This is a genomic window from Paenibacillus sp. PK1-4R (genome assembly GCF_030369595.1).
GTDB lineage: Bacteria > Bacillota > Bacilli > Paenibacillales > Paenibacillaceae > Paenibacillus.
In genome coordinates this window covers 3329591-3353954 of sequence record NZ_CP126535.1, presented here as the reverse complement: position 1 = coordinate 3353954, position 24364 = coordinate 3329591, and the positions used below count along the sequence as shown (strand labels likewise).

Here is a 24364-nt window from a genome sequence, read left to right as displayed (position 1 = left end):
TCAGTTAATCCACATAGCCAAAACCCAGAATGGTGAAGCATTTATGTTCATGACCTTCCGCCATTTCGATCTCGATGGAGTGCTCCCCCACATGCTCTTCGTTAAGCAGAAGTATGGCATGGCAATGGGTCCAGTTCACTTGACGCGGATCGACTTTTTGGACGAATACCCCATCTACCTTGATATGTGCAGTTCCGAATTCGTCGTTACCAGAATCCTTGAAGATCAGAATGAGGCTTTTGCACTGCAAACTTATCCGAAAGCTGCTCTGATCCTCTTTTCCCTCTCCTGTACGCATCCAGTTATTGGGGAACTGAGGTGTACCATAGTCATGAGCATCCATCTCAGCCATCTGCAAATCCGTGTCTGTTTTACAAAAAGAGCCTGCATCGATTCGGGCAATGTGATTGCCGTTTTTCCGATCCAACAGCTTCACATTAACAAATTCATTTCCAATTAGCGGAGCTTTTTCAATATCATGATCTTTCTCATCCCACTCAGAACGATTCGTCACGTCGAACAAATATTCCAAACAATCGGCCATAATTCGATGCCCTATGTTAGTTGGATGATATATATCATGGAAAAATTGGTTTTTGGAAATAACGTTGCCTTCACCTTTTGTCTTGTTGAACTGATCTACGACAGCATCTTTCACACTTACCATTGGCAGATCATAATGCCAGCCTACCGGAGCGAGACGATCCTGTAGATTCCAGTCATTTTCGAATACACTGAATAACAAGATAACCGCTGGCTTGTTATCGGCAGTAAGTGCTTTGAGTACCAGACTCTCGTAACATTTACCTTGGGTTTCATCATCTGCGTCATTGACTGCGAATTCGATTATGACAATATCCGGCTGAACGGCACCTCCTCTCAGCACATCACGATCATAACGTACAATCCCCAGTTCTGAAGGAGTTCCACCCACACCTGCTTTAATCAGGTGAATCGGACTATCTTTTGAAAGCGCAAACATAAATTTGAACGACTCATACGACCGATAAGCGTAACTTTGGAGATGAATAGGTACTGCACCAGCACCATGGGTAATGGAGCCTCCAATATAAGCGATAACGACAGGTTCGCCGTTTTTTGCCTTCTCAATGGCTCGTTTTAATCTGACATTATTTCCTTTGTTCAGAAGAGATCGGCCAATCATGTCGCGATATCTATGTGACTCAAAATCAATTGCGGGCTTGACTGCCGACGCTTTCACTCCAACTGGATCGCGCGGTGCAGTGAATTCCTTGTTTTCACCTGCATCTCCTGAATCCGGGAGCATAAATCACCATCACATCCTTCCGGTTAGATTCTGACCATCCTCAAACAACATTTAAAGGATCACAGCTTGTATTATTATTAGATCAGATGTGATCCTTCTCCCAAAGTCTATCCCTTACATAATTTTACAACAACCTGACAAAGTATAGGATTTTAACCAATATATCATTTTAAGTTGAGTACAATGACATGCAGATCAGAACACCTATAATCTTTCATGTAAACGCTTTAATTTGTATACTATTTCCATGTTATAATTTTGAAAAACCGCATTGATGAAGGAGGATACTCATGAATATCACGGGTCAAGGCGCGTGGGATACGGGTACATATACAAATCTGTTTTTGAAGCTAGGTTACGATGAGAATGAGATCACGAACAGATTGGAAGAAACATGGAACGAGCTGTTTTATGGCGATGAAAATACTCGAATATATTACCCCATGGGTGAGGACAAAGGATATTTGCTGGATACCGGTAATCTCGATGTTCGCTCCGAAGGCATGTCCTATGGCATGATGATGGCTGTTCAGATGGACAAAAAGGAAGAATTTGATCGACTCTGGAATTTCTCACACACGTTTATGCAACATAAAGCGGGACGTTATAAAGATTATTTTGCCTGGCATTGCAAGCCTGACGGAACCCGACTCTCGCAAGGTCCTGCTCCTGATGGTGAGGAGTTTTTTGCCATGGCGCTTTTTTTTGCCTCCAACCGCTGGGGCGATGGCGCTGAACCTTATGATTACAAGGCACAAGCCCGCAAGATCCTTCGTGCATGTATACATCAGGGCGAAGACGGCGAAGGCGATCCCATGTGGGACCCGGAAACAAAACTGATCAAATTCATACCAGAAACACCGTTTAGCGACCCCTCCTACCATTTGCCTCATTTTTATGAACTATTCGCGAAATATGCGGATGAAGAAGATCAGAGCTTCTGGAAAGAAGCGGCGGCCGCTAGTCGTGCTTACCTTCATACAGCCTGCCATCCCGTAACCGGACTATCACCTGAATATGCGAACTATGACGGCTCTCCGGCTCCTATACAGCCGCATGGTGATTTCAGACATTTTTACAGTGATGCCTACCGTGTTGCTGCAAATGTAGCGCTGGACTGGGAATGGTTCCGCAAGGATCACTGGCAGATCGAACAATCCAATCGGATTCAGTCCTTCTTCAGTGATATTGAAATGTCCGATTATCGTCGTTATACAATAGAAGGTGAACCTTTCGACGAACCTTCACTGCATCCTGTAGGTTTGCTGGCTACCAATGCCATGGCTTCACTGGCTGCGGACGGTCCACATGCTGACACATTCGTTCGCAAGTTCTGGAACACCCCTCTGCGTCAGGGAGAGCGACGTTATTACGACAATTGCTTGTATTTTTTCAGCATGCTGGCTCTAAGCGGAAGATATCGCATGTACTAAACCAAGGGAATGTGCGCGAACCGTTGAATCTGTCCTGTGAATATTTGGCTTGCAGGACAGGTTCAATCATAGAATTTTAAGAAGGATGCATTGAAATTTACGATTTAATCTATATCAATAAAAAACGTTCCCGGCTCGCATATATTGATTGCGAACCGGGAACGTTTGGGTGTGCAAATACAGACATTAACTTTTCCCGCTCTGTATGATTCAGATACTTTAATTATTTGGAAACAGAAGAAGTATCATAGGAAGACTGCATAATCTCCAGATATCGATTAATGTTCAGTCCCTCCAGGCCTTTCACATATTCATCCCAATCCTTATCCAGATTTTTGGCGCCTGTAATAAATTGCAGGGCGTTCTGATCGATGTAATCCTTGAGATTGGTCTGCATCATGCTGGCTTCATCAGCAAGGGACGGATCTACCCACAATGCCCAATGAGGGAAAACCTCTTTCGGTTCCTTGCCCTCCATTAACAATGTCGCCTCATAGAGCCGTCGCTCATAACCATCATTGGCATAGATGTCTGTCCCCTGTACTTCGGCGTCCCGATATGCACGGTGATGATTGTACTGACTTAATGCAGCCCAACTGTCATTACGAGGTTCTTCTCCAGAAGGAAGCGGAATGGCTTTATATAACGGCTCAATCTGATCATTGAGCGCCACTTCTCCTTCTTGTGGTTTGCGCCAGCTTACGCCCTCTTCTCCCAGATATGATGCCATGGTCCCTTCTTGGGTATAGAAATAATCCAGCAGCTTTATGGCCGCGATCTGCGTTTCCTCACTGGCTTTGTTTGTCAGTACAAAGGACGCTCCGGGATCAATCGGATAGTTGTACGTAGCATAAGCAGCATTGGGTCCCTTCAATGGAGGGATGGGATTGTAATCATTCCCGTAAGGTGAACCTTCGGCAGTCGTTACGAATAACGATGGATGCATGGCTGCCCCGGCACCCAGAAGCTGTGCGTCGGCGTTATCGCCAATTTTTTTGAAGGCCCCGACATTTTGGGTAAAAGCCCCTGGATCAATCAACCCTTCATCGTACAGGGATTTAATATAGGCAAGTCCTTCTTTCCACTCCGGTTTGTTCACTACCGTCTCCACTTTCCCCTGATTGACAATCAGATAATTCCGATCGTCGTCATAGATAAAACCGTTCATCAAGTACGGAATAATGTGCACACCGAAATTTTCAGTCGAACCGCTTAGCGGTACTTCGTCGGCTTTGCCGTTCCCGTTCGGGTCTTTCGTTTTAAATGCCCGAAGCATTTCCTTAAATTCTTCTGTCGTCGTGGGTTCGGTCAGGCCCAGTTGTTCCATCCATTTGGTGTTGACCCACATCTTGTTCGGGTATGAACAGTGAAAACATTCATTTAGACCCGTCAAACCATAGATATTTCCGTCGGGAGCAGTGTTCATGGCCCGATAATAGTCATTGCTTTCAAGCACTTTTTTAATATTAGGAGCATGCTCCTCAATCAGATCATTCAGCGGCAAAATAACCCCCTGCTGACCAAACTTCAACAAGTCTGTCTGGGAGAATCGATCTACCCAAGGGATGAGCAGATACAAGTCCGGATAATCACCGGAAGCCAGTGAAATCTGTCTTTTCTCCGCTGCACCGTCGAATGGAACAGTAGTCCAGTTGAACTGAATATCAAACTTCTCTTCCATTTTCTTCGTGAATTTGTTAGTGGACAGGTTGGTATCCGAACCCTGGTGAGCAAACACATTAATGGCTGTCTTGCCTGACGGGTCGCTGCCTTCCCCGTTCCCCTTATCAGAACTTGAACATCCGGCAAGTACCAACGAGGTAAACAGCATAAAGGTAAGAATGATGAATCCCGCTTTTTTCAATACAATCCTCTCCCTCATGAATAGATAGAAAAAATGAACTTATCCTTTAACTGAGCCAATCAACATGCCTTGCACGAAATACCGTTGAACAAAAGGATAGATGATTAGCACCGGCAAGCTGGCCATCACAATTAACGAATACTTCATGAGTTCAGCCATCTGCTGCTGTTTGATCATTTCCGATGCATCCATGTTCCCCGTACTGCTGTTCAGAATAAGAATACTGCGCAATATCAGCTGTAGCGGATAGAGCGACTGTGATTTCAGGTAGATGAGGGCGTCAAAGTATGCATTCCACTGACCGACAGCGTACATAAGTGACAACACGGCAATAATCGGTTTGGCGAGTGGCAGGATAATACTGAAGATAAACCGGATGTCACTGCAGCCATCGATATCTGCTGCTTCGGACAATTCTTCCGGTATCGAGTTCTGAAAAAAGGTACGGGCAATGATGACTTGCCATACCCAGACGGCATTGGGAATCAGCAACGCCCAGCGGGTATCAATCAGTCCCATGGTTTTCACCACTAGATAGGTAGGGATCAAACCTCCCGAGAACAACATGGTGAAGGTAATAAACATCATTAACGAGCTGCGACCAACAAACGTTTTTTTGGATAATGGATAAGCAATCATAATGGTCAGTGCCACGCTGATGAAGGTGCCGCAGGCTGTATAGAAAAGGGAATTGGCATAACCGGTAAGGACTTGATCATTCCGCAATACAGACTTGTAACCGTCGAACGTCAGGTCAATGGGCCACAACCAGACTTTTCCCGAGGAGACGGCAGCAGGGCTGCTAAGCGAAGAACTCACAATATAGATCAAGGGATACAGCACGGCAATGAGCACGACTGTCAACATGAAATAAACAACTGTTATAAATACGCGGTCTCCCCAGGATTCACGAATTGTACTGCTGCTCTTGATCCGCGAACGACCTGCATTTGTCTGTGTGTTAGACATGGGTTGGTTCTCCTCCTTTCGCTCCCGTTACCATAAGCTTGTATTGGACAGTCGCTTGGCGACCGCGTTTACGATTAATAGAAGAATCAGGTTAATCACCGAGTTGAACAGGCCAACCGCAGTAGCGAAGCTGTAATTGGCATTCAGCAATCCTATTTTATAGACATACGTGGAGATGATCTCCGAAGCAGACAGGTTGAGCGGATTTTGCAGCAAATATATTTTTTCGAACCCAACAGCCATGATATTCCCTACACTCAAGATCAGAATGATGACGGCTGCCGGAAGTAGTCCAGGCAGATCAACATTAATGATTTTCTGTATACGGTTGGCTCCGTCCACTTTGGCCGCTTCATATAGGGATGGATCAACACCTGCCAGAGCAGCCAGATATATCACAGCGGAGTACCCCATCCCCTGCCACACATCGGAGAATACGTAGATGGATCTAAACAGTCCGGGCTCACCCAGAAAATTCACCGCTTCGAACCCAAGGGCACCGGCAATCGTGTTGACAATACCCAGCCTAGGAGACAGAAAGAGCATAATGATGGAGACCATAACAACCGTAGAGATGAAATATGGAGCATACGTCACCATTTGTACTGTTTTTTTGAATCGTATGTTTTTGATTTCGTTCAGCGCCAGCGCCAGTAATATAGGAATTGGGAAACCAACGATCAGGCTGTAAAACGAAATGTAGAGCGTGTTCTTGATCAGCATGACAAACGCCGGATTTTTGAAAAGTAATTCGAAATACTTGGTTCCGGCCCACGGACTGCCCCAGATCCCCTTGATGACGTTGTAATCTTTAAATGCCAGGACCGCATTCACCATGGGTACATACTTGAAAATAATAAAGTAAGCAATCGGTGGCAGGATCAGCAGATACAGCTGCCAATGTCGCCTCCAGCTTCTGGATAATGCTTGCTTCAAGGCAAACGTTTTACTTGGTTTCTCTACGGACTTTGATTCACTGGTCATTGTGGTTCTCAGAATCATCCCCCCATTCTTGGCTCCAAATCGTGCTGAACTGCAACTCGTCTTGGTAGCGCTTACTTTTTGAGTAATCATAAGATTTCGCTGGGGATGCGTAAAGGTACAGTTACGCTGAGAAAGTACAAAAGGCGAATATAGTTCTCGAGAAACAACCTACATTAACGGCTATGAACGTCCATTTTCCGAAACACACTCGGAGAAATGCCGCGTACCCGCTTGAAAGCTCGGCGGAATGAATGTGCACTATTATACCCGGTGGCCTCCGCGATCTCGTCAATGGTCTGACAGGTGGAGTGCAACAAGTTCGAGGCAGCATCAATGCGTACCCGTTCTACATAATCTGAAAGATTCTCTCCCGTATGTTCTTTGAACAGTTGGGATATAAACTTCTCGGACTTGCTCATGTGCTCGGCAATCCGGTAGATCGTCAAGTTTGCATCCCCATAATTATGTTGGATAAAACAAATCATTTCGCTTACAGTATCCGCATGTGCTCCTGCTCTTCTTCTCTGGAAATCACCGCAGATGTCTTCCGTTAACTGTTTGAATTTTGCACGCAGCGAAGTAATCGTTTCTGTCATCTGAATGGATGTCACACGAGATTTATATTCCTCCAGCAGGGAGGCATCCAGCTTGAATTTTGGTTCGTCCAACTTCAGAAAAGTCCCCTTCAGCTCCATGATGAACTGCTGTGTCATCTCGTAGGACAGTTCCCGCTCCTCTAAATTACGAAGAAACAATTGCTCCAGAATGCGTATCGCCTCTTCAGGCTCCCCGACTTTGATTGTGTTCAGCAGTCGCTGTTCAGACTCAATCGGATAATAGAACATTTCATTTTCCTTCATCGTATCTTCAAATCTCACCAGATGATCTGTTCCCATATGAATGGCATAATCCAGAGCTTGTTTGGCTTCGTCAAAGGAGCGCCCTGCATCATTCCAGACCTCGTAAGCTGCACCTGTGCCAATTGTTGTGGATATCCGATGCTCCCGGTAGATCACTTCCATCAACGTGTTCAGCTCTTTTTCACATCTCCCAACAGCTTCATTCAATGGGTTCTCATCCAATGGACAGGCAAAAGCGATCTGGTCAGTTCCCCAATCCGTGATCAGTAGTTGCCCATTCCACTCTGTAAGTACTTGTTTGACGAGCAGCCTTGCAACACCCAGTTCATGAATAATTTCTTCACTGTCTGGATTGGCATATCCGTTTACCTTCACTAAGCCTGCCAAGCCCTGGCTGCTATGAAGAGAAATGTGCGCCTGAGATGAGATAACCTCCAGCTCAAGTGAGGTATAAACTTCTCCGGTTAACAAACGTTTGATAAAACCGTCTCTCAATAACGGAATCTGCTCATTCATGGCGTTTTTAAGTGAGTCATTATTTGCAATCAGATTGTTAATATGGCTTGCCAAAAAATCATATTCATTGCCCCGTCTGCCTGGCGAATCGGTGATTTGTTCCCGAAAAGAGGCCAACAATCTGTAAACGGGTGCACTATTTCGATAGGCCAGAACCAGCCCAATTAACAGACCCAAGGCAATGGTTGCCAAAGTAAACGCCAGCGTGACTTGTTTGATTTGGTCCGCTTTTGTCATGAGTGCTTTCTCCGGAATCCCTGCCATGTAATTCCATCCATTTTGACTGGACTGTATCGATATCAGCAGCCGACCATCACTTCCAGGCTGTACATTCTGCACGTTCAGCTCCGTTTCCGCAGCGTTAGCTTCTCTCTGGCGACTCTGTGCCATTTGCTCGGCTTCGGCTTGTTCAATGCCAAGGGAGAAAATGATCCGCCCTTCCGCATCGGTGACGAGAGTCCAGCCGCCATATTGATCCACAATATTTTGAGTAAGACTGGCCATCTGATTCTGATCAATCATGACACCAATCGTCGCTTGCGGTTTGTTAAAGCTGTTCAAAGGCAGAGATTGCAGAAACGTAATGGCGGGAACGTCTGCAAGCACTGTGCCGAGTATTTCACGTTTATAGTTTCGAAGCGGTATGATTTCATTAAAGTGTGGTTGTTTGAGAATTTGGTCATACCATTGTTCAAACGACATACCATCCAACTGATTAGCAGCATAATAATGCTCTGGACGATAATACACAGTTCTTGGTGTGATGATGGCATTGTAGTTGGGAATGTGAATGAAGAAATGGGACAAGTAATCATTGGTACTGCTGTACATGGAGAGGCTCCGCTGCATACGGTTCATACCGTAGACATTGTAGAGATCATGCGGCTTTGGGCCAGCAATTAAATTTTGCAAATCGGGATTGGCGGCAAGCTGTCTGGTAAAAGCTTCGACTTGAAGAAGATTTCGCTCAATGATCTCTTTGCCAAGACTCAGTGACTTCAAGCTGTTCTCAATGGAGCTGGAACGGGCTGCTTCAATGGAAGCTTGGTAAGAGGCATATCCCGCGATTTGAGGAATCATCAGGATGATGAGATACGAAATAAGGAATCGGCGGAACACGGGTGAAAATTTGGACCATAGGAGCTGCATATGTACCCTCCCTTTTTTATCAAGCGCTTACATTTCTCTGTGATAAGGTAGCTGTTCAATGATACACCGGGCATTTCTTCCTGGTGAAGGTACAACTTCTTCCTTATGGTACATTTACATACTGCAGCGTACAATGCTTGCATGAAAATAATTGTCACTCTGCGGGTTAGCGTACAAATATAGTTGTATTTTACCTTCGCATGGCATCATCCCAAAGTATCAAAAATAAACGCAAAAAACCTCCCCAAGACATGAAATGACTTGGGGAGGTTTTGTTTAACGTTGTGCTTATTAATTGCTAACGGCAACAAATTTCCATTGTTGGTTTGTAGCACCTGTGTAGGTGTTCTGCTGCAACTTGGCACCATCCGAAGTAGAAGCGTTTGCCACTTCAATCGCTTTGTTGCTGTTCACGTTGATGATACTCCAGTATCCGTTTCCAAGGTCATTCACTTTGAAATGCTGAGCGGTTGTGTTCAGATTGCTCATGAGCTGGACCACTTCCCCATTGGTGTTGGTACCGTTGCGAATGTCGATGACTTTGTCGGGTGAGTTCACACTTGTCAGTGTATAGTTGCCGTTACCGATCGAAGTCAGAACCCACTTCTGGGGGTTACCGCCCAGATCGCTCCATTGCTGGAGCTGAAGATTGTTTTCGTTTAGACCACCTGGGACATCAATAACCTTGTTGGAATGCCGGGCTACAATTTTATAGGTTGCACCGGATACAAGACCTGTTGTTGGTCCACCTGTTCCACTGCCAGGGTAAGTCTGAGCACGTTCATGGTACCAGTTAAACAGGAATCGTCCCATGGCACTCCGTGAAGCATCTCCATCCCACTTCAGTCCAGCCGTTGGGTCGGCAAAGGAGCTTCGTGGTCCTTCACTTAGAATGAATCCGTTCATATGAGCTGCAATGCTGACATTGCCTGCGGCGTTGAAGATTGTTTTGGTATTCGTCCCAAAACCTTCATTGCTGCCATTAAACAAGTTCCAATAGGCCGAATCGCCAGGTTTGTTTTTGAACCAGGTTACCTCGGTAATGTTAATCGGATATTTGTCAGCGGCTGCCTTCACGTTGGTATTCCACTGGTCTTGCAGGATGGAGAAGTTATCATATGCGCCATAACCAGGGTACCAGTGAACCGCATACCCATAGTTGTTGAGCGGGTCAGTCAATGGATGGCTTGCCGTCAAGCTGTAAAATTGGTTGTATCCCAGACCTGCCGCCCAGATGACATTGTCCGCACCTTTGCTGCGAATTGTTGAAATCATGGAATTTTGGAAATTACGCAAGTCATTCCAGTGATCCACAAAGTCATTTTCCCCGTTGTATCCACCCCAATGTCCATTGGCATAGGATTTCACCGGTTCGTTGATCAGTTCGAAGTGAACGTTGTCTGCACTTTTGATCTCCGGGCGTGAAGCGAGATAACCCCAGATTTCGTTGAATTTTTGCAGGTTGGCAGGTGTTGTCGCCTGATCATCCTTCAATGTGAAGTCTAGTCCCAGGACAACATAGACACCTTTTGTTTTGGCATATTGAATGTACGGAATAATTACATTTTGCGTAACGGTCTGCACACCGGCAAAGTTATATGTACCAGCAGCCACATCTCCCATGTCCTGACGATCGATGAACAGACGTACCTGATTCATATTCCAGCCATGATTGCTTCCGTACTTCGCGCTGGTGTCAGCAAAAGTATCGGTAATGTCTTTCAGATAAGCCAGTGTAGCTGCATGACGGTTATTTCCATGCAGATTGAGATAATAATTGCTGTCCTGATATGTCCAGTAGGCACCTGAGGGTTGATGCCAACCGTTCAGTAGCACAGGCTGGTTGTTGCTGTTCACCAGGTTTTTGCCGTTTACGTGAAGCTTGCCCATCGGCATGCCCACCCATGCTTCGGCACGGCTGCCTCCCCATGGAGCAATTGTGATCAATAAAGCCAGAATGAGTAAAAGTTTACAAGATGTCATGAACTTCTTCACTTTAATTCCTCCTGATCTGATATATTGCCTTGCAATAATGCGAGGTAAGCTCCGTCAGAATATCTCTGATCAAACAGATCGCTCAGGTCGGCGCCCGCTCCCGCAGCCCGTTCCACACCAGCAGGGGGATCCTGCGCAGGGAAGGATCGCGGTTCTGCTGTGAGCAGACGTTCATGAGATCGTTACATGCCCCTTTTCACAGATGGAATGTTGCATGAAGTTCCTCCTCCCTCTTCCAGACTGATCCCACTCCAAACGTACAGGAGAAATTAACTTAACCCACGATTCCCGTACGCTCTACACTCTCTACGAAATATCGTTGCACAAACAAATAGATGACGATCAAAGGCAGAATGGCAAGAAGGATTCCTGTATCCTGGATCATGCTCAGATAGAACGGATCGGCCTGGGAAGCTGCACCGTCAGTAACCTGCTGGGCCAAATTATACGGAAGGGACGATAACTGGGTCGACATGACTTTACTTGAAGTCAGATAAGTCGTCGTATAGAAGCTATCGTTCCACTGCCATACGAAGGAAAACAGCATGACTGTTACCATGGACGGAATGGCATTGGGCAACATGATTCTTGAAAATGTTCTTCCGATGCCCGCGCCGTCCACATAGGCCGCCTCCTCCACTTCCTTCGGAATACCCCTGAAGAATTGCCGGAAGATAAAGATGTACAAACCGGCTTTAAGTGAATTGGCCGTAATCGCCGTCAGAATAAACGGCCAATAGGTATTAAGCAAATTAACAGGTTTGCCGGCTATGAGCGTCATAAGCCCCATGAGATCAAAGCTTTTCAGATTCAGGTATACCGGAATGAGAATGGTCGTTGGCGGTACAAGAATCGTCAGAATTACACCAGCAAACAGCAAGTTGCTTCCCCTGAATTTCAGTCTGGCGAATCCGTATCCTGCAAGTGCACAGGATGCTGTAGTCAGCAGTGTAGTCGTTGCAGACAGGGCAAACGTATTAAACAGCGTTGCCCAGTAATCCATGACGCGTATCGCCTCTTTGAAATTGTTGATGGAGAAGTTCTGTGGAATCCACACCACCACTGCCGAATACAGATCACCTTTAGCTTTGATGGATGTGGAAACCTTCTGAAATATGGGAAACAGGATAACGAAGGAAAGACCGGTAATCAGAACGAATCGGATCATGGCCCACAGCCAGCCTTTCCAATGCTCCAGCGATAATAATCGTGATGTTGTCACGTGGGACACCCTCCTTTCTAATCTTGATAGAAGACTCGCTTCGAGAAAATGATGGATACGATAACCAGAATGATGGCAATGGCCAGAAAGTAGACCCATGCCATGGCAGAACTTAATCCAAAGTCAAATTTGACGAAGCCGGTATCCCGGATCAGTTCCGTCATGGCGTTATTGGCAAACGAATCAATGATCGTATAGATCGCATTGACAAAAATAAGCGGGCTGACCATCGGGAACGTAATTTTCCAAAAGGCTTCATAACCCGTCGCCCCTTCCATCTTCGAAGCCTCATACAGTTGAGGGGAAATCGTCTGGATCCCTGCCAAAAAGATCAAAATCTGTACACCGGATTGACTGACGATCTGATAGATCCGATCTACGGCGCTGCTCAGATACGTGACGATCCAATCGCTCACTCCAGCGTTAACCATCAGATTTTCGAGTTCAAATGTCCCGAGTGAGCTTCCACCTGTGCTGCTCTGATTAACCGCTTCAATCAGGCTGGTGCTCTCCAGTGTCATAATCACTCCCGATGCCAGAATAACGGGCAGGAAAAAGATCGACCGTGCTACAGCCCGGCCCCTGAACTTCTGATTCAGGATGACGGCAAGGAACAGACTGAATATAACGATAAGCGGTACGTTGATGAGTACGTCTGTAATCGCCTCAATTAACGCACGGTTAAAGCTTGTATTGACGGTTAGCGCCTGAATGTAATTCGCAACACCGTTGAACTGAATCGCTATGCCTTCCGCGTTAGCTTGAATTGTACTCATGCTGTATCGCAGAGAGGCTAACAGCGGGATGAAGAAAAACAACACAAAACCAATGAGCCAGGGAAGCACGTAGATTACGCCCCACATGGCTTTCTGCTGAGCATACGTACGACTTCCCCATTTCCATTTCAGGAGCGTCTTCAGAGCTGCTCACCACCAGTCACATAGCTTTGGGCTTCCACTGTATCGTTGTTAACTTCTACAGGGAAGTCGTTATAATTGACGATTACGAACCCGCCACCTTCATATGTTGTCCGGAAGACGCCCTCCTCCAGGGATTCATGAGATATCATGGAACGTCCGGCAAACGGTTGGTTCACCTGGTTCACCTCGTTGTAGATTTCGGCAGCCAGATCGATCCATTGTTCATAATTCGCCGCGTAGAGATCATCATAATCCGTTTCTTTCACAACATGGTTTGGCGCATTGAACCATGCAAAGTAAGGGCTGGCTCCATATTCAATCAGCTTCAGCACATATTGCCTTGCATTGGTATATGTGGAGAGATTGTATGGCGTCCCCGTATAACCGATGCTGCCGTGTACAACGAGCTGATAGAACGGAATCTCTTCATCCTCCAGCTTGAAACGACTGCTGGTCATCGGTGCATCTGTCAGACCAGTTACATACGGCAGGGCATAAGCGTTCCCGCCTTCAGCAACAAGCGAGCCAGCCTGCTGCCCGATCTGTTCCAGTGCCTTCTTCACGGAGCCGAGCGCTTGTGTTCGGTCCACCAGCTTTTTCGGATTCATATCGCTGTTTAACTGAGCTGCCAGATCATTCAGGCTTAGCGACAGTCCATCCTTTTGAAGGGACCTCAGCTCATCTAACATGTCTGCCGTCACGTCCTCCAGCATGTTGGGCGAAAGCACATAGGATGGTGAACGATCCCGGTCCCGCCGCTGGATGGCCTGGTTCATCGGATACAAGACCGCCGGTTCCTGAGTTAATGTGCGTGAAGCTTCTTTGGACGGTTTAAACCCTTTTTTGGATTGCACATTCAGCAGAGCGATATCGGGATAGAAACCGATGCCCGCTTCTTGTGTGTATGCGCTGAATTCCCGCAATCCCTTTTTCCCGCCTACCGCGCCGTCTACTTGGATGGAATCCGGCAGTCGATGATGAAGTCCGCCGTTAAGCCATCCTGCATAGCGCACCTGAATATTGGATACCTTCTTCTCCGTCAAGGCGGAGAGAATGTTTTTGGCTTCATCAAATGTGGTCAAAGCCTCCGTTGAATCATACGGTATGCCCAACATATGCTGTCTTGTTGTCATGCCACCGAACAGTTGCAGATAAAAGGGAACGTTACTCTGCTCCTTGCTGGCGTTCAACTCGGGAAGTCCGCCGTTTTGCATCAGATAATCCCGATAGAGAGATGCAAGCCCGGAGTATGAGGCCTTATCCGCCCCGACAAAAGCATATCGAACGACGAAATCAGACACGGTCGGTTTCTTCTGGAATTTCGGAAGTGTACGAACCATATCACTTGCCTGAAGCGTCACATCGCTCTTGTTCACCACATAGAAGCTGGGATATACGTTGTTGTAGCTGTTCAGCTTGCCGCTGATATCGGCATTCACAACTGCAACGGCATCCCCTTCTTCAATAATGCCCAGGAAAGCTCCCTCTTTCCGAATCAGTCCAAATACCGGCAACCTGGCTCTGGCTTCATTCGAACTTGCTTCCCGCAGTTTCATGGTCATATCCGGTCCATATATATCTTGTTGATAGGCAGGATACTGCAGCTTGCCATTGTTAAAATGGATCAGCGCTCCCGAACCGTCCGGCACCAGTATGGAGCCCTCTTCTTCTGAACCCCCGGCCCCGAAGTAATCCATTACAGATATGCTGTTGATCGGATATTCCTCCGGAAAATGAATGCCTGAGGACGGAACACGCACGAGCAGATCCTCTCCATCCAGCTCATATTCCATCGTAAGCATAAACAGCCGTGGTCCACTTCGTTCCTCTTCAATGCCAAACTCGGCATGATCCTGAGCCAGATCCTCCGATGTGTAACCGGCTGTGTCAAAAGCCTTCAAGGCCCGGGACAATTGCAATCCTTGCATCGCCTTATCAATCCGGACGTAAGCGCCTTCATCCTTATCTTCCGCATAACCGACCTTCAAGGCCCGCTGCCCGGCCTTATCTAGCTGTGCAAGCAGCTTTTGTTCAAATCGCTCCTTGCTGATCTTCATCGGCAAGTCTTCTATGGATCGCTCAGTGCTTCCAAACTGGTAGTGGACCCGCACGCCGCTTGGCAGCACCTCGTAGCTTATCTGCTTGTGTGCAACACTATCCGTGAAGGAATTCACGGTGCTGCTCTGTCCAAGGCTGTTGAAGAAGCTGAGCTTCGTTTGTGATGACAAAAGGTCTTTGTTTATCCCGGCCGCAACCCCATCCTGCTCACGATCTGCAGGATTGCTGCGCCAGATCTGGCCGCTCTGCGTGTGAATCACTGCAATCTCGGCAGTCTCTTCGTTAATGAACAACTGCAGCGCAGCATTCTGCGCAATGCCTACCATGCCGGGAAGGCGGACATCGCTGAAAGATGATTTCAGTTTCTCTCCGGGAGGCAGGGAGGGAAAGTCCGTCGGATCAGCGGCAGTCACTGTCTCGTGAGCGAGCGGTGTTGGCGAGAATTGACAACCGCCAAGAAGCAGACTGCCTGCGAGCAGCATTCCTGTTATTTTTTTGGCTACGGTATAATTCATAACAATTTCCTCCTCCCTTAGCCCCGAAGCACTAATTCCTGATAGATGGTTACGACAAACGATACAATCTGCTGTACAAGACTGAAGAATAACAGGCACAGAAATGCCATAAATGCCATTGCTACAAGTGTCAGCAGCATCGTGAGCACCGTTTTGGCTGGTGTGTACTGATGAACCGTCATATTCCCCACAAATAACAGATATACTGTCCACGCAACGGCGAGTGCATTGGAGAAATAATAAAAGGCAGTTTCCTGCGCAGAGATCACAAGACTCAGCCAGATCCATGGAAAATGAATGAGTAACAACGGTACCAGTGCAAAACACGTTGACATGAAAATTTCGGAGAACTTGCCTTCCCCGTCCATCAATGTGGTTAACGACCAGTTAGCCACACACCAAAACAGTACCGGTATAATGACATATAGCATTTCGAGCAGACTGTTCAGGTACTTTGGATTACTGAGATTAATGAGAAAACCGCTGTACTGGGCATGCAAAATTTTGGTGATGACCAGAAGCACCAGGATCATGAAAGCAATCAGCAGTGAGTTTCTCTGGTTCCGTTCATATTTCAATTCCCAGTATCCGTCAAACGGATGAAAAATCAGATGCAGCGGGTACTGGTATAGTTGCTTACTTGATGCCTGCATTCGTAGTCCTCCTTTTCTGCCTGCGAACAATGACGACGGTGACAATCGCAGCGACAGCCAGGAATATACCGGACATCATCCATGAAAAATGCTCACGCATCAGCTCTTTGCGGTACAAAAGAAAAGCTTTGGAATACCCTTTGGGCTCCATGCTGCGCTTGAAATATTTCGCAGACTCGGCGTATTCCTTCTGACGAAGCAATGCTTTGCCAATTCCCGCATACGCATATTCCAAGTTAGCGTTCATCTCGGCAGCTTGGGCAAACAGCACCGAAGATTGATCTTCATCACCGTTATAGTAGCTGCGCACCGCTTCGTGGAGCGTACGTCCGTATTCAGTTGTTTGAAAAACGGTGATTTCACCCAGCGCTTTATCCAGAACTAACATCCGGTCTCCCGCACGTTCCAGAGCAACAGGTGTATTAAATTGGCCCAGCCGGTTCCCGATGCCGCCATAAATATGGAGCAGGTATCCGTCTCCATTGTAGGTGAAGATTCGGCCCTTGCTGGAATCCAGTACGGAATACATGTCACTGTCACCCACATCGACATCAATCAGGCGGGATGGCCCTGCTTCCTGGGTATACAGCAAATCCCCCTGCGGAGTCTGATAGCCTTCTCTGCGCAAAATGTCTGTACCCTGGGCATTCAGCTTCTTGACCGGATCTTTGCCTCGATCCCCGCTAGTGGCGTAGATAAAGCCCTCTTCATCCATATCCAGATTGGTAAATTCCGTTGGAGTGAACATCACCATCTGACTGCGCTGCTCCCGTGTTGCAAACCGCTTCCACAGATATTCCACCGGGTCCACCTGAACTCTGTTTGCTCCAATGAAGGAAGAGAACGTACCATCGGCGCTGAACTCCATGAATCCATCAAATACGCCTTCGGCCATGACGTAGATACGCTCCCCCTTGTCCATAACAATCCGCATCGGTTTAAACTGGAAGTCTGCTTTTAAAAGATCCGATTTCGGTTCAGACACGATCTTGACCAGCTTCCCCTGTTCATCCAGATGCACCACCCGGTGATTATCCGAATCAGCGACCAGCAGATGGCCTTTTTCCGTGACGTACAATCCCTGTGGATTTTTAAAATGATCTTCCTTGCCTTCCTGCTCAAATGAATCAATCGTACGTACCAGCTTGAAGTTGCGATCCATCTCAATGATGCGGCCATTGCCCGAATCGAGCACAAAGACGTGCTGATTGGAGGTAACATGCATGTCGCTTGGCTCTTTCATAGGAGTTGTGTTCAGCTTCTTACCGGTGATAATGGTTGTTGCCTCATATGCCGCCGGTGCCGGAACTGCGTCACCCCAGAATGAATAATGATACGCATCCGTTTTACCGTCTGCACTCACGTAGGGCGCCTCTTGAACGAACAACAGGAGGCAGATCATGCCCATGATGATCGATTTACGTTTTTTCCATGTGCTTCTCCGCACCTCGCTGCCTCCTTTCTATTCTTTCATGCCCGAAGTGGCCATCGTCTGCATAACACTGCTCTGAGAGATGATAAACAGGGTGATCGGTACGATCATCAGCAGCAAGGCAACAGCCGCACCTACACCGGCTCTTGCAATCCCTCCCTGCACAATCTGACTGAGCGCATAATGCAGCGTTTTGAGATTTTCACTGTAAATGAAACTCCCGCCATCCGTTCCCCATAACGCTGGAAACTGCAGGATCATGAGCGTGAGCCATGCCGGCTTCACATTGGGCATCACAATGCTCCAGAATATCCGGTATTCATTGGCTCCGTCGATTTTGGCTGCCTCCAGCAAAGCATCGGGAATCTGCTCCATGAACTGTTTCATCAGGAAAAGTCCCAGCGAGAACGCAAGTGATGGCACAATAATGGACGCATGTGTGTTAATCCAGCCAAGCCAGGACATGACCATGTAGTTCGGAATCGCCGTAACATGCGGCGAGAACATCAGGGACAGAATGACAATGGTGAACAACACTTTGGAACCCGGAAAACGATATTTCGCCAGCGGATAAGCTGCTGCAGATGCAAGAAGGATATGCCCCGCTGTGCCAAGTATCGTAATGAGCAATGTGTTGGCAATATAGCGGGATAACGGCACCCAAGAATTGCCCATGAGGTTGATCAGATCGGCAAAATTCTCCGTTGTCGGATTGTTCACCCAGAAGCGCGGCGGGAAAATAAACAGCTCATCCAGCGGCTTGAATGCATTGTTGACAGCATAGATGAGCGGAAGCACCATAAAGGAGCCGAACACGCCCAGCAATGCAAATAACATCAGGCTGACGGTAAATGACCGATTAAGCCTTTTTGGCATGCCAAACACGGCACGTACTTTGCTGGTCATCGTCATTCACCTATCTTTCTAAGCATTTTTTGCGTGAAAACGTTTGTACCCAGCATCAAGGCAAACAGGACTGTTGCGATGGCCGAGGCATACCCCATCTCGAAACGAATGGTTCCGAAGTCCATCAGATGCGTGACAACTGTGTGTGCCGCATAGTTTACGCTCGGGAAACCTGCCAGTGCGATGGAGATCTCAGCCACGGCGAAGGAAGCAGTAATCTGCATTACCGCACCAAACATCAGCTGCGGTCTCATCGAAGGCAAGGTGATGTACCAGAGCTCCTGCCAGCGGTTTTTGATCCCGTCTACGGTTCCTGCTTCAACCAGAGAACGATCAATGGTTTGCAGTCCTGCAATAAAGGCCAGGAAGCTGGTTCCCAGGCTCAGCCACAGCTGTACAATAATGACGATTGCCAGTACATACTTCTCGTCTGCGAGCCATTGGATCGGTTCCAGTACGACGCCAAGGCGCATCAGGAAGCCGTTCATATACCCGTAGCTGTCACCAGAGAAGATGATCAGCCAGATGAAAAAGACGTTGCCCGATATGGATGGAGCATAGAAAACCAACGTCATGACCGCCCGAATTTTAGGAGACAGCTCATTGATGATCCACGCAAACAAAAAGCAGGCAATATAACTGATAGGGCCTGTAATTACGGCAAAAAGGAGCGTGTTTTTGAGCGCGATCAGAAATACGTCATCGTTCAGGAAAAGCCGGGAATAGTTCTGCCAGCCGACAAATCGCGGCAGCTCCAGCATATTGAAGTGAAAAAAGCTGAGCCCGAGTGAAATGCCGACCGGAATGACAGTAAACATGAAAAAAATCAGCATAAACGGTGCCATCAATACATAATAATGCCTGCTGAGATACAGATCCCGCTTCAATAGGGACCACCAGCCGACCTGGCGGGTATGGACGGCAGGAGCGGCGGCTGTCTTGGTAGTTTTAGCTTGCAACCGTTACCCTCCCTTTCCTCTATTTCAGATTAAATTCCTTGCGTTTTAACTCAATTTCATCATCAATGTACAACACATAGTCCGATAAGGCTTCACGCGGATTTTCATTTGCATTGACCACCTTGCGGAAGGCGTTGTCCAGATGTCGTCCCGTGAAATAACCTCCAGGAAGCTGCGGGATTCCCTGCACCCATTCCCATTGTTTCTCCAGATTTTGATAATCCTTCACAGGCCAAGGCAATTGCTTCAAGGCTTCGATATTGGCCGTCGGGTAACGGGCAGCCGCTCCCATAAGACCTTCCATTTCTCTCCCGTATTCAATCTGGGTCTGATCATCAGTCCACCACTTCATGAACTTCCACGCCGCTTCCTTGTTGTCGGCATTTTCGAGCATCATCACCGCGCTCGTAGCGCTGGCCACTTCATGCCGTATGGACCCATCCGGAAGCTGTGTACCCGGAACAATCGTAAAGTCCCAGAGATTGCGGATTTCCGGAGCCATAACCGTCAGCATGTTATACGTGGTGTAATCAGCAATCCCGATCGGCATTTCGCCGGTACGGAAGCGGTTCGGAAAGTCGGCTTTGAGCGGAAACTTGTAATTGGTATAAAATTGCGTCCAGCGCTTGAACGCGTCCATTGAAATCTCCGAATCCAGCGCACTTTTCTTCTGGTCTTCGGTGTAGAACGTTCCGTCATTCTGATATAACAACATCGCAAAGGTTGAATTCGGAACCAGGTTGGCATTGTTCAGCGTATCCTCTATCGGCAGATAAAACTCCATGTTATGCTTCTGCAGCACGGCGATGGCGTTATATACGTCTTGCCACGTTTTCGGCGGTTCGAGGCCCAGTTCATTCAGAATATCTTTGCGGTAAAAGAGCATTGGAAAATGCTGCTGCTCCGGAAGGGCATATACCCCGTCGTTGTAGCGGTAAGGCGTCAATCCGCTTTCACGGAACCTGCCCGAAATTTCCTCGAAATCGGGGAACTGGCTCAGATCCGCTGTTGCATTCCTCATCGCATAGTTCACCGGAATGTCTTCGCCCATCTGCATGGCAACATCCGGTCCTTCCCCCGAAAGTGTTGCGGGCAGCAAAATATTAGGCGGAACGAGACGTAACTGCACGGACACATCCGTATCCGGGGTAAACGAATCGTCGATCATACCTTTCAGTACTTGGGCCTGATCTCGTCCGGTTGTGATCCATACGGTGATGGCATCCTTCTTTTGTTCCACATTCCCAATGCTGTCGTAATCTTCGGTATACGAGGCAACATATGCACCCAGTTCGTGCTTCACCTGCTGGATGGTGCTCGCTTCCGCTTTTGGCAGCGATTCACCCGGCGGAGATACGACAAGGTAATCCAACGTAATCGGCTGTTCACGTACCGATAGAATCCATGTGCCGAGACCGCCTACGTTAATTTTGAACGTATCCAGCCGTTTGGGAACCGTCTCTGGTCTGGCCGCCATATCTTCAAGCTGCAATACCATGGCGTGCAGTACAGCCACTTTGTCACTTTGCTCACCCGTGGCCTTTTCCAGGTAATCTGCAACGGAGCGCAAGGTGTCAGCTTGTCGTTCAAACACCTCCGTCATCTCCGGAATACGCCGTTCCAGCTGGTAATCCCGCAGTGGGTCCGGACTGTTGGAGGTGATCATTAATATTTTGCGATACATCTCATTCAGTTCCAGCACGCTGGATTCCACGGTCCGCAGCAGCGGAGCGATGTCGCCAAGTGTAACCGTCATTCGGATTCGGTGTTTTCCTTTTTCCAGATGAAACTGATATGGCTGATCTTCTCCCGATCCCAACACCTGAGTTTGCCAGGCAGGGCTGTAGTTAAATCGAATGCGTTTCATTTCCTTAAACGGAACTTCGCCGTTAATCGTCAGACTGCGGGTGGCATAGATGCCACGCAATTGATCCTGCTTCACCTTAAGCGCCAGTTGATACAGTCCGTCTTCAGGCACGTCTATTTCCCATTCAATCCATTCGCCCGGCAGTTTCCAGTTAATGCCCCCGATGGCGTTCATCCGAATTTTCGATACATTATAAGGCTCCAGTGAAGGGCTTGATCGGTCCGAGATTGGTGCCAGTGTAGGGGAAGATTTGCTGACAGCTTCCTCCCCCTGTACTTTCAGCATGACAGGAGCCGCTTGTTTCAAGCCAAGTGAGGCATAGGTCTGCTCCAACTCTGCATAGGAAGGAACTTCGCCTTCTTGGTACAGCTCGATATAATCAATCGCCATGCTCTCTCTTAATGAAGTGAGCGATAACTGCTGACTGCCTTTTTCAAAATAAAACTGAAACGGTTCCTCGAAGTACCCTGCACTGTCCTTGAAGGAAGTCAGTTGCCATTCGGGCTGTTCCACTTGTCTTGGTCTAAGCTCGTTGCCACGATCGTCCTGCCGGACGTTATCCTCGCGATTCCCCCATACCCTGTCAAACAGAAGAATATCGGCCCCTCTGAACGGGACCTTACCGTTAAGCTCAAGCCTGCGTTCGATCCCGGAGCTTTTGCCTTCTACGGGATAATAGTGAATGCGAATGTTGTACAAACCGCTCACTTGAACGGGAACATCCCAGCGAATGGTTCCAGTTTCCGGCGTAATTACGGCACTTCCGTCTAATCCGGCGTACCCTTGCACAATTTCAAATTCCCCATCCTCTGCCTGAACATAAGATTCGCCTTCGATGCGTACAATTTCATCCGGTTTGGCCGTATTGTCATGAGCAGTCAGATAATGCTCATAACTGAATGAATCCTCGGTTCCCGATACCGCCTCAAAATCCTCAAGCGCATGTACGGTTCCCGGATTACGATCCCGCGATGGATATAGTGTCCATATGGAGAGCACCAAGGCCAGGACAAGCACCAGGATTAGTCCCTTTTTCTTACGTGACCGCATGTTTGAATGTATCCCCTTTCCTGTAAGCGTTGAGAGAACTGAACGATTGACTAACCCGGACAGACCGCACCTTCACTGGTGCGTTCTGCCCGTGTAACGTAATACTTATTTGTAAACCTCATCAATCGCAGCCTGGAAAGGAGCCTTGTATTTCTCGATCAGCGTAGATACGGATACCCCTTCTTTGAGTTCCCCATCAAAGTCCCAGAACGGCAAGGACGGGAATGTGTTATGGTCGAGAACCAACATACCTTCCGCGACCTCTCTGGCGTTGTTGATATCTGCTTCATCGGTCAGATGTGTCTCCAGTGTGGATTGTCCCGGATACTCATAGATCGAATCGATCTCGTTAATTTTCTCCCAGATGTACATCAGTTGTTCCGGATTCTCGACCGCTTTTGGAATTGTTATAGCCTGGTAACGTGACTCACCGGAGTGATACGCTGTTGCACTTGGACCTTTTGGAAACGGTACAAAACCAATATCGTAGTCCTGCATATCCGTCATAATACCTTCGACTTCGTACATAGCACCTGAATACATCAAGGTGTTGCCTTGACGGAAGAACGTGGATGGCTCTGTCCAATCGCCGCCCTCAGAAGCTCTGCCGACCTTCTCGGTAGCCAGTTTGGACAGGAAGTTCAACGCTTCTTTTGTTTTTGGATCTTCCAGGTTCTGCTTATCTTCTTTGGTCAGAGAAGCCTCGTTGGAATACAGAATCGGTTCCAGCAAGCCCGTTTGAGCGAGTCCCCAAGTATCCAGCTTGCCATCATTGTTTCGATCCTTGTTCGCTTGCTTGGCAACACTGATGAACGTATCCCAGTTCCATTCATCGGCATCGACATACTCTTGAAGTGGCTTCAAGCCGAGCTCTTGCATGAGTGTGCGATTATAGAAAATTCCGTTGATAAACGAGGACTGGTCCTCAGTAAAGCCGTAACCTTTACCTTCATACTGCATGTATTCCTTGGTTGTTTTCTGGTTGAATACCTTGTCGTTTTTAATATAATCATCCACCGGCCATAACAGATCCTGTTTGGTCAATGCCGGAATCGCATAGTTTTTGCCCAGTCTCACCAGATCGCCAAGCGGTTCACCGGCCATCAGGGAAGCAACTACTTTTTCCTGATATTCACCGAAATCGATGGAAACATATTCAATATTAAAGTTGTGTTTTTTCTTCAGCGCTTCGAGATTCTCAAGGCGTTGAATGTTGTCCGGGTTGTTCCCCTGTATTTCCATGTCCCACCAAGCAACAACCTTGATGGTTCTGCCGCCCATGTCAAAGTCCATTTCTGGCGTGGAGTTTTCATTCTTTGGCTCGGCTTCCGCGGGTTTTTGTTCCTCCTGTGGTGTTGTCTTTTCCGGCTCGGGTTGAGCAGTAGGTGCAGAACTACATGCAGCAATCACCAACAAGACCGCAAATACCAGGCTTAGTAGCATGAACTTGTTTTTTCTCATCGTCTTCCCCCCTGATTGTCGTTTGCTATCACAGTGTATCGTCCAAATGAAAGCGCAAACAACCTGCCAGAATACAGATGTTTACCCGGGCTGAATATAGATTTGCGTAATTTTACTCAAGCAAATTGCATTATAGGTTTTAATTGGTAAAGAAATGCACTGTCTACAAAAATATGCACATTGTATGCGCTTTCTTTTATTACCATAATGAAATTAAGTCAAATTTCAGTTAACCTAGCGCATTACAATTCAGCAGAAGGTGA

At 47.5% G+C, this 24364-nt stretch carries 16 protein-coding genes; 1 reads left to right on the top strand and 15 read right to left on the bottom strand.

Annotation, left to right across the window (positions count from 1 at the left end; translation table 11 throughout):
* Nucleotides 1-4 precede the first annotated feature (4 nt).
* Nucleotides 5-1288, bottom strand: a complete 1284-nt coding sequence (locus tag QNO02_RS14630) for an SGNH/GDSL hydrolase family protein (RefSeq protein WP_289392565.1) — start codon at nucleotides 1286-1288, stop codon at nucleotides 5-7.
* Between the two features lie 290 nt (nucleotides 1289-1578).
* On the opposite strand from QNO02_RS14630, the gene QNO02_RS14625 reads away from it, so the two are divergent.
* On the top strand, nucleotides 1579-2721 hold the full coding sequence (locus QNO02_RS14625) for a family 8 glycosyl hydrolase (RefSeq protein ID WP_289392564.1): 1143 nt from the start codon (nucleotides 1579-1581) through the stop codon (nucleotides 2719-2721).
* 223 nt (nucleotides 2722-2944) lie between these two features.
* On the opposite strand, the gene QNO02_RS14620 is transcribed toward QNO02_RS14625, so the two are convergent.
* The 14 genes from QNO02_RS14620 to QNO02_RS14555 form a co-directional block, all read right to left on the bottom strand.
* On the bottom strand, nucleotides 2945-4552 hold the full coding sequence (locus QNO02_RS14620) for an ABC transporter substrate-binding protein (RefSeq protein ID WP_371129066.1): 1608 nt from the start codon (nucleotides 4550-4552) through the stop codon (nucleotides 2945-2947).
* Between the two features lie 72 nt (nucleotides 4553-4624).
* On the bottom strand, nucleotides 4625-5554 hold the full coding sequence (locus tag QNO02_RS14615; protein WP_133384775.1) for a carbohydrate ABC transporter permease: 930 nt from the start codon (nucleotides 5552-5554) through the stop codon (nucleotides 4625-4627).
* A gap of 27 nt (nucleotides 5555-5581) precedes the next feature.
* Nucleotides 5582-6436 carry an ABC transporter permease gene (locus QNO02_RS14610; protein WP_036671100.1) on the bottom strand — a complete coding sequence of 285 codons (855 nt, stop codon included), beginning with the start codon at nucleotides 6434-6436 and terminating at the stop codon, nucleotides 5582-5584.
* A gap of 275 nt (nucleotides 6437-6711) precedes the next feature.
* A complete protein-coding gene (locus tag QNO02_RS14605; RefSeq protein ID WP_289392561.1) occupies nucleotides 6712-9063 on the bottom strand; it encodes a helix-turn-helix domain-containing protein in 2352 nt (783 codons plus the stop codon).
* Nucleotides 9064-9354: 291 nt separating this feature from the next.
* Complete coding sequence (locus QNO02_RS14600; RefSeq protein WP_249910694.1) at nucleotides 9355-11058, bottom strand: RICIN domain-containing protein; 1704 nt, start codon at nucleotides 11056-11058, stop codon at nucleotides 9355-9357.
* 274 nt (nucleotides 11059-11332) lie between these two features.
* A complete protein-coding gene (locus QNO02_RS14595) occupies nucleotides 11333-12280 on the bottom strand; it encodes a carbohydrate ABC transporter permease (protein ID WP_289392560.1) in 948 nt (315 codons plus the stop codon).
* A 17-nt stretch (nucleotides 12281-12297) separates the two neighbouring features.
* Nucleotides 12298-13143: a carbohydrate ABC transporter permease gene (locus QNO02_RS14590; protein ID WP_289392559.1), complete on the bottom strand. Its 846-nt coding sequence runs from the start codon at nucleotides 13141-13143 to the stop codon at nucleotides 12298-12300.
* Between the two features lie 53 nt (nucleotides 13144-13196).
* Nucleotides 13197-15773 carry a DUF5696 domain-containing protein gene (locus tag QNO02_RS14585; protein WP_289392558.1) on the bottom strand — a complete coding sequence of 859 codons (2577 nt, stop codon included), beginning with the start codon at nucleotides 15771-15773 and terminating at the stop codon, nucleotides 13197-13199.
* Nucleotides 15774-15790: 17 nt separating this feature from the next.
* Nucleotides 15791-16426, bottom strand: coding sequence for a YIP1 family protein (locus QNO02_RS14580; protein WP_036670948.1), 636 nt, complete (start codon nucleotides 16424-16426; stop codon nucleotides 15791-15793).
* On the bottom strand, nucleotides 16410-17873 hold the full coding sequence (locus QNO02_RS14575; protein WP_091030516.1) for an NHL repeat-containing protein: 1464 nt from the start codon (nucleotides 17871-17873) through the stop codon (nucleotides 16410-16412). Before QNO02_RS14575 ends, QNO02_RS14580 begins: the two co-directional genes overlap by 17 nt.
* Before the next feature lie 15 nt (nucleotides 17874-17888).
* Nucleotides 17889-18764 carry a carbohydrate ABC transporter permease gene (locus QNO02_RS14570; protein ID WP_026081082.1) on the bottom strand — a complete coding sequence of 292 codons (876 nt, stop codon included), beginning with the start codon at nucleotides 18762-18764 and terminating at the stop codon, nucleotides 17889-17891.
* 2 nt (nucleotides 18765-18766) lie between these two features.
* Nucleotides 18767-19723, bottom strand: a complete 957-nt coding sequence (locus QNO02_RS14565; RefSeq protein ID WP_124114701.1) for a carbohydrate ABC transporter permease — start codon at nucleotides 19721-19723, stop codon at nucleotides 18767-18769.
* 19 nt (nucleotides 19724-19742) lie between these two features.
* Nucleotides 19743-22640: an extracellular solute-binding protein gene (locus QNO02_RS14560; RefSeq protein WP_289392554.1), complete on the bottom strand. Its 2898-nt coding sequence runs from the start codon at nucleotides 22638-22640 to the stop codon at nucleotides 19743-19745.
* A 105-nt stretch (nucleotides 22641-22745) separates the two neighbouring features.
* A complete protein-coding gene (locus tag QNO02_RS14555; RefSeq protein WP_289392553.1) occupies nucleotides 22746-24101 on the bottom strand; it encodes an extracellular solute-binding protein in 1356 nt (451 codons plus the stop codon).
* Between the last annotated feature and the right edge of the window lie 263 nt (nucleotides 24102-24364).

Excerpts from the sequence above, each read along its gene's own strand:
- QNO02_RS14570 (WP_026081082.1), bottom strand. The coding sequence starts at position 18,764 with ATGACCAGCAAAGTACGTGCCGTGTTTGGCATGCCAAAAAGGCTTAAT.
- QNO02_RS14625 (WP_289392564.1), top strand. The coding sequence starts at position 1,579 with ATGAATATCACGGGTCAAGGCGCGTGGGATACGGGTACATATACAAAT.
- QNO02_RS14630 (WP_289392565.1), bottom strand. The coding sequence starts at position 1,288 with ATGCTCCCGGATTCAGGAGATGCAGGTGAAAACAAGGAATTCACTGCA.
- QNO02_RS14585 (WP_289392558.1), bottom strand. The coding sequence starts at position 15,773 with ATGAATTATACCGTAGCCAAAAAAATAACAGGAATGCTGCTCGCAGGC.
- QNO02_RS14620 (WP_371129066.1), bottom strand. The coding sequence starts at position 4,552 with ATGCTGTTTACCTCGTTGGTACTTGCCGGATGTTCAAGTTCTGATAAG.
- QNO02_RS14555 (WP_289392553.1), bottom strand. The coding sequence starts at position 24,101 with ATGAGAAAAAACAAGTTCATGCTACTAAGCCTGGTATTTGCGGTCTTG.
- QNO02_RS14580 (WP_036670948.1), bottom strand. The coding sequence starts at position 16,426 with ATGCAGGCATCAAGTAAGCAACTATACCAGTACCCGCTGCATCTGATT.
- QNO02_RS14605 (WP_289392561.1), bottom strand. The coding sequence starts at position 9,063 with ATGCAGCTCCTATGGTCCAAATTTTCACCCGTGTTCCGCCGATTCCTT.
- QNO02_RS14615 (WP_133384775.1), bottom strand. The coding sequence starts at position 5,554 with ATGTCTAACACACAGACAAATGCAGGTCGTTCGCGGATCAAGAGCAGC.
- QNO02_RS14560 (WP_289392554.1), bottom strand. The coding sequence starts at position 22,640 with ATGCGGTCACGTAAGAAAAAGGGACTAATCCTGGTGCTTGTCCTGGCC.
- QNO02_RS14590 (WP_289392559.1), bottom strand. The coding sequence starts at position 13,143 with ATGTGGGGCGTAATCTACGTGCTTCCCTGGCTCATTGGTTTTGTGTTG.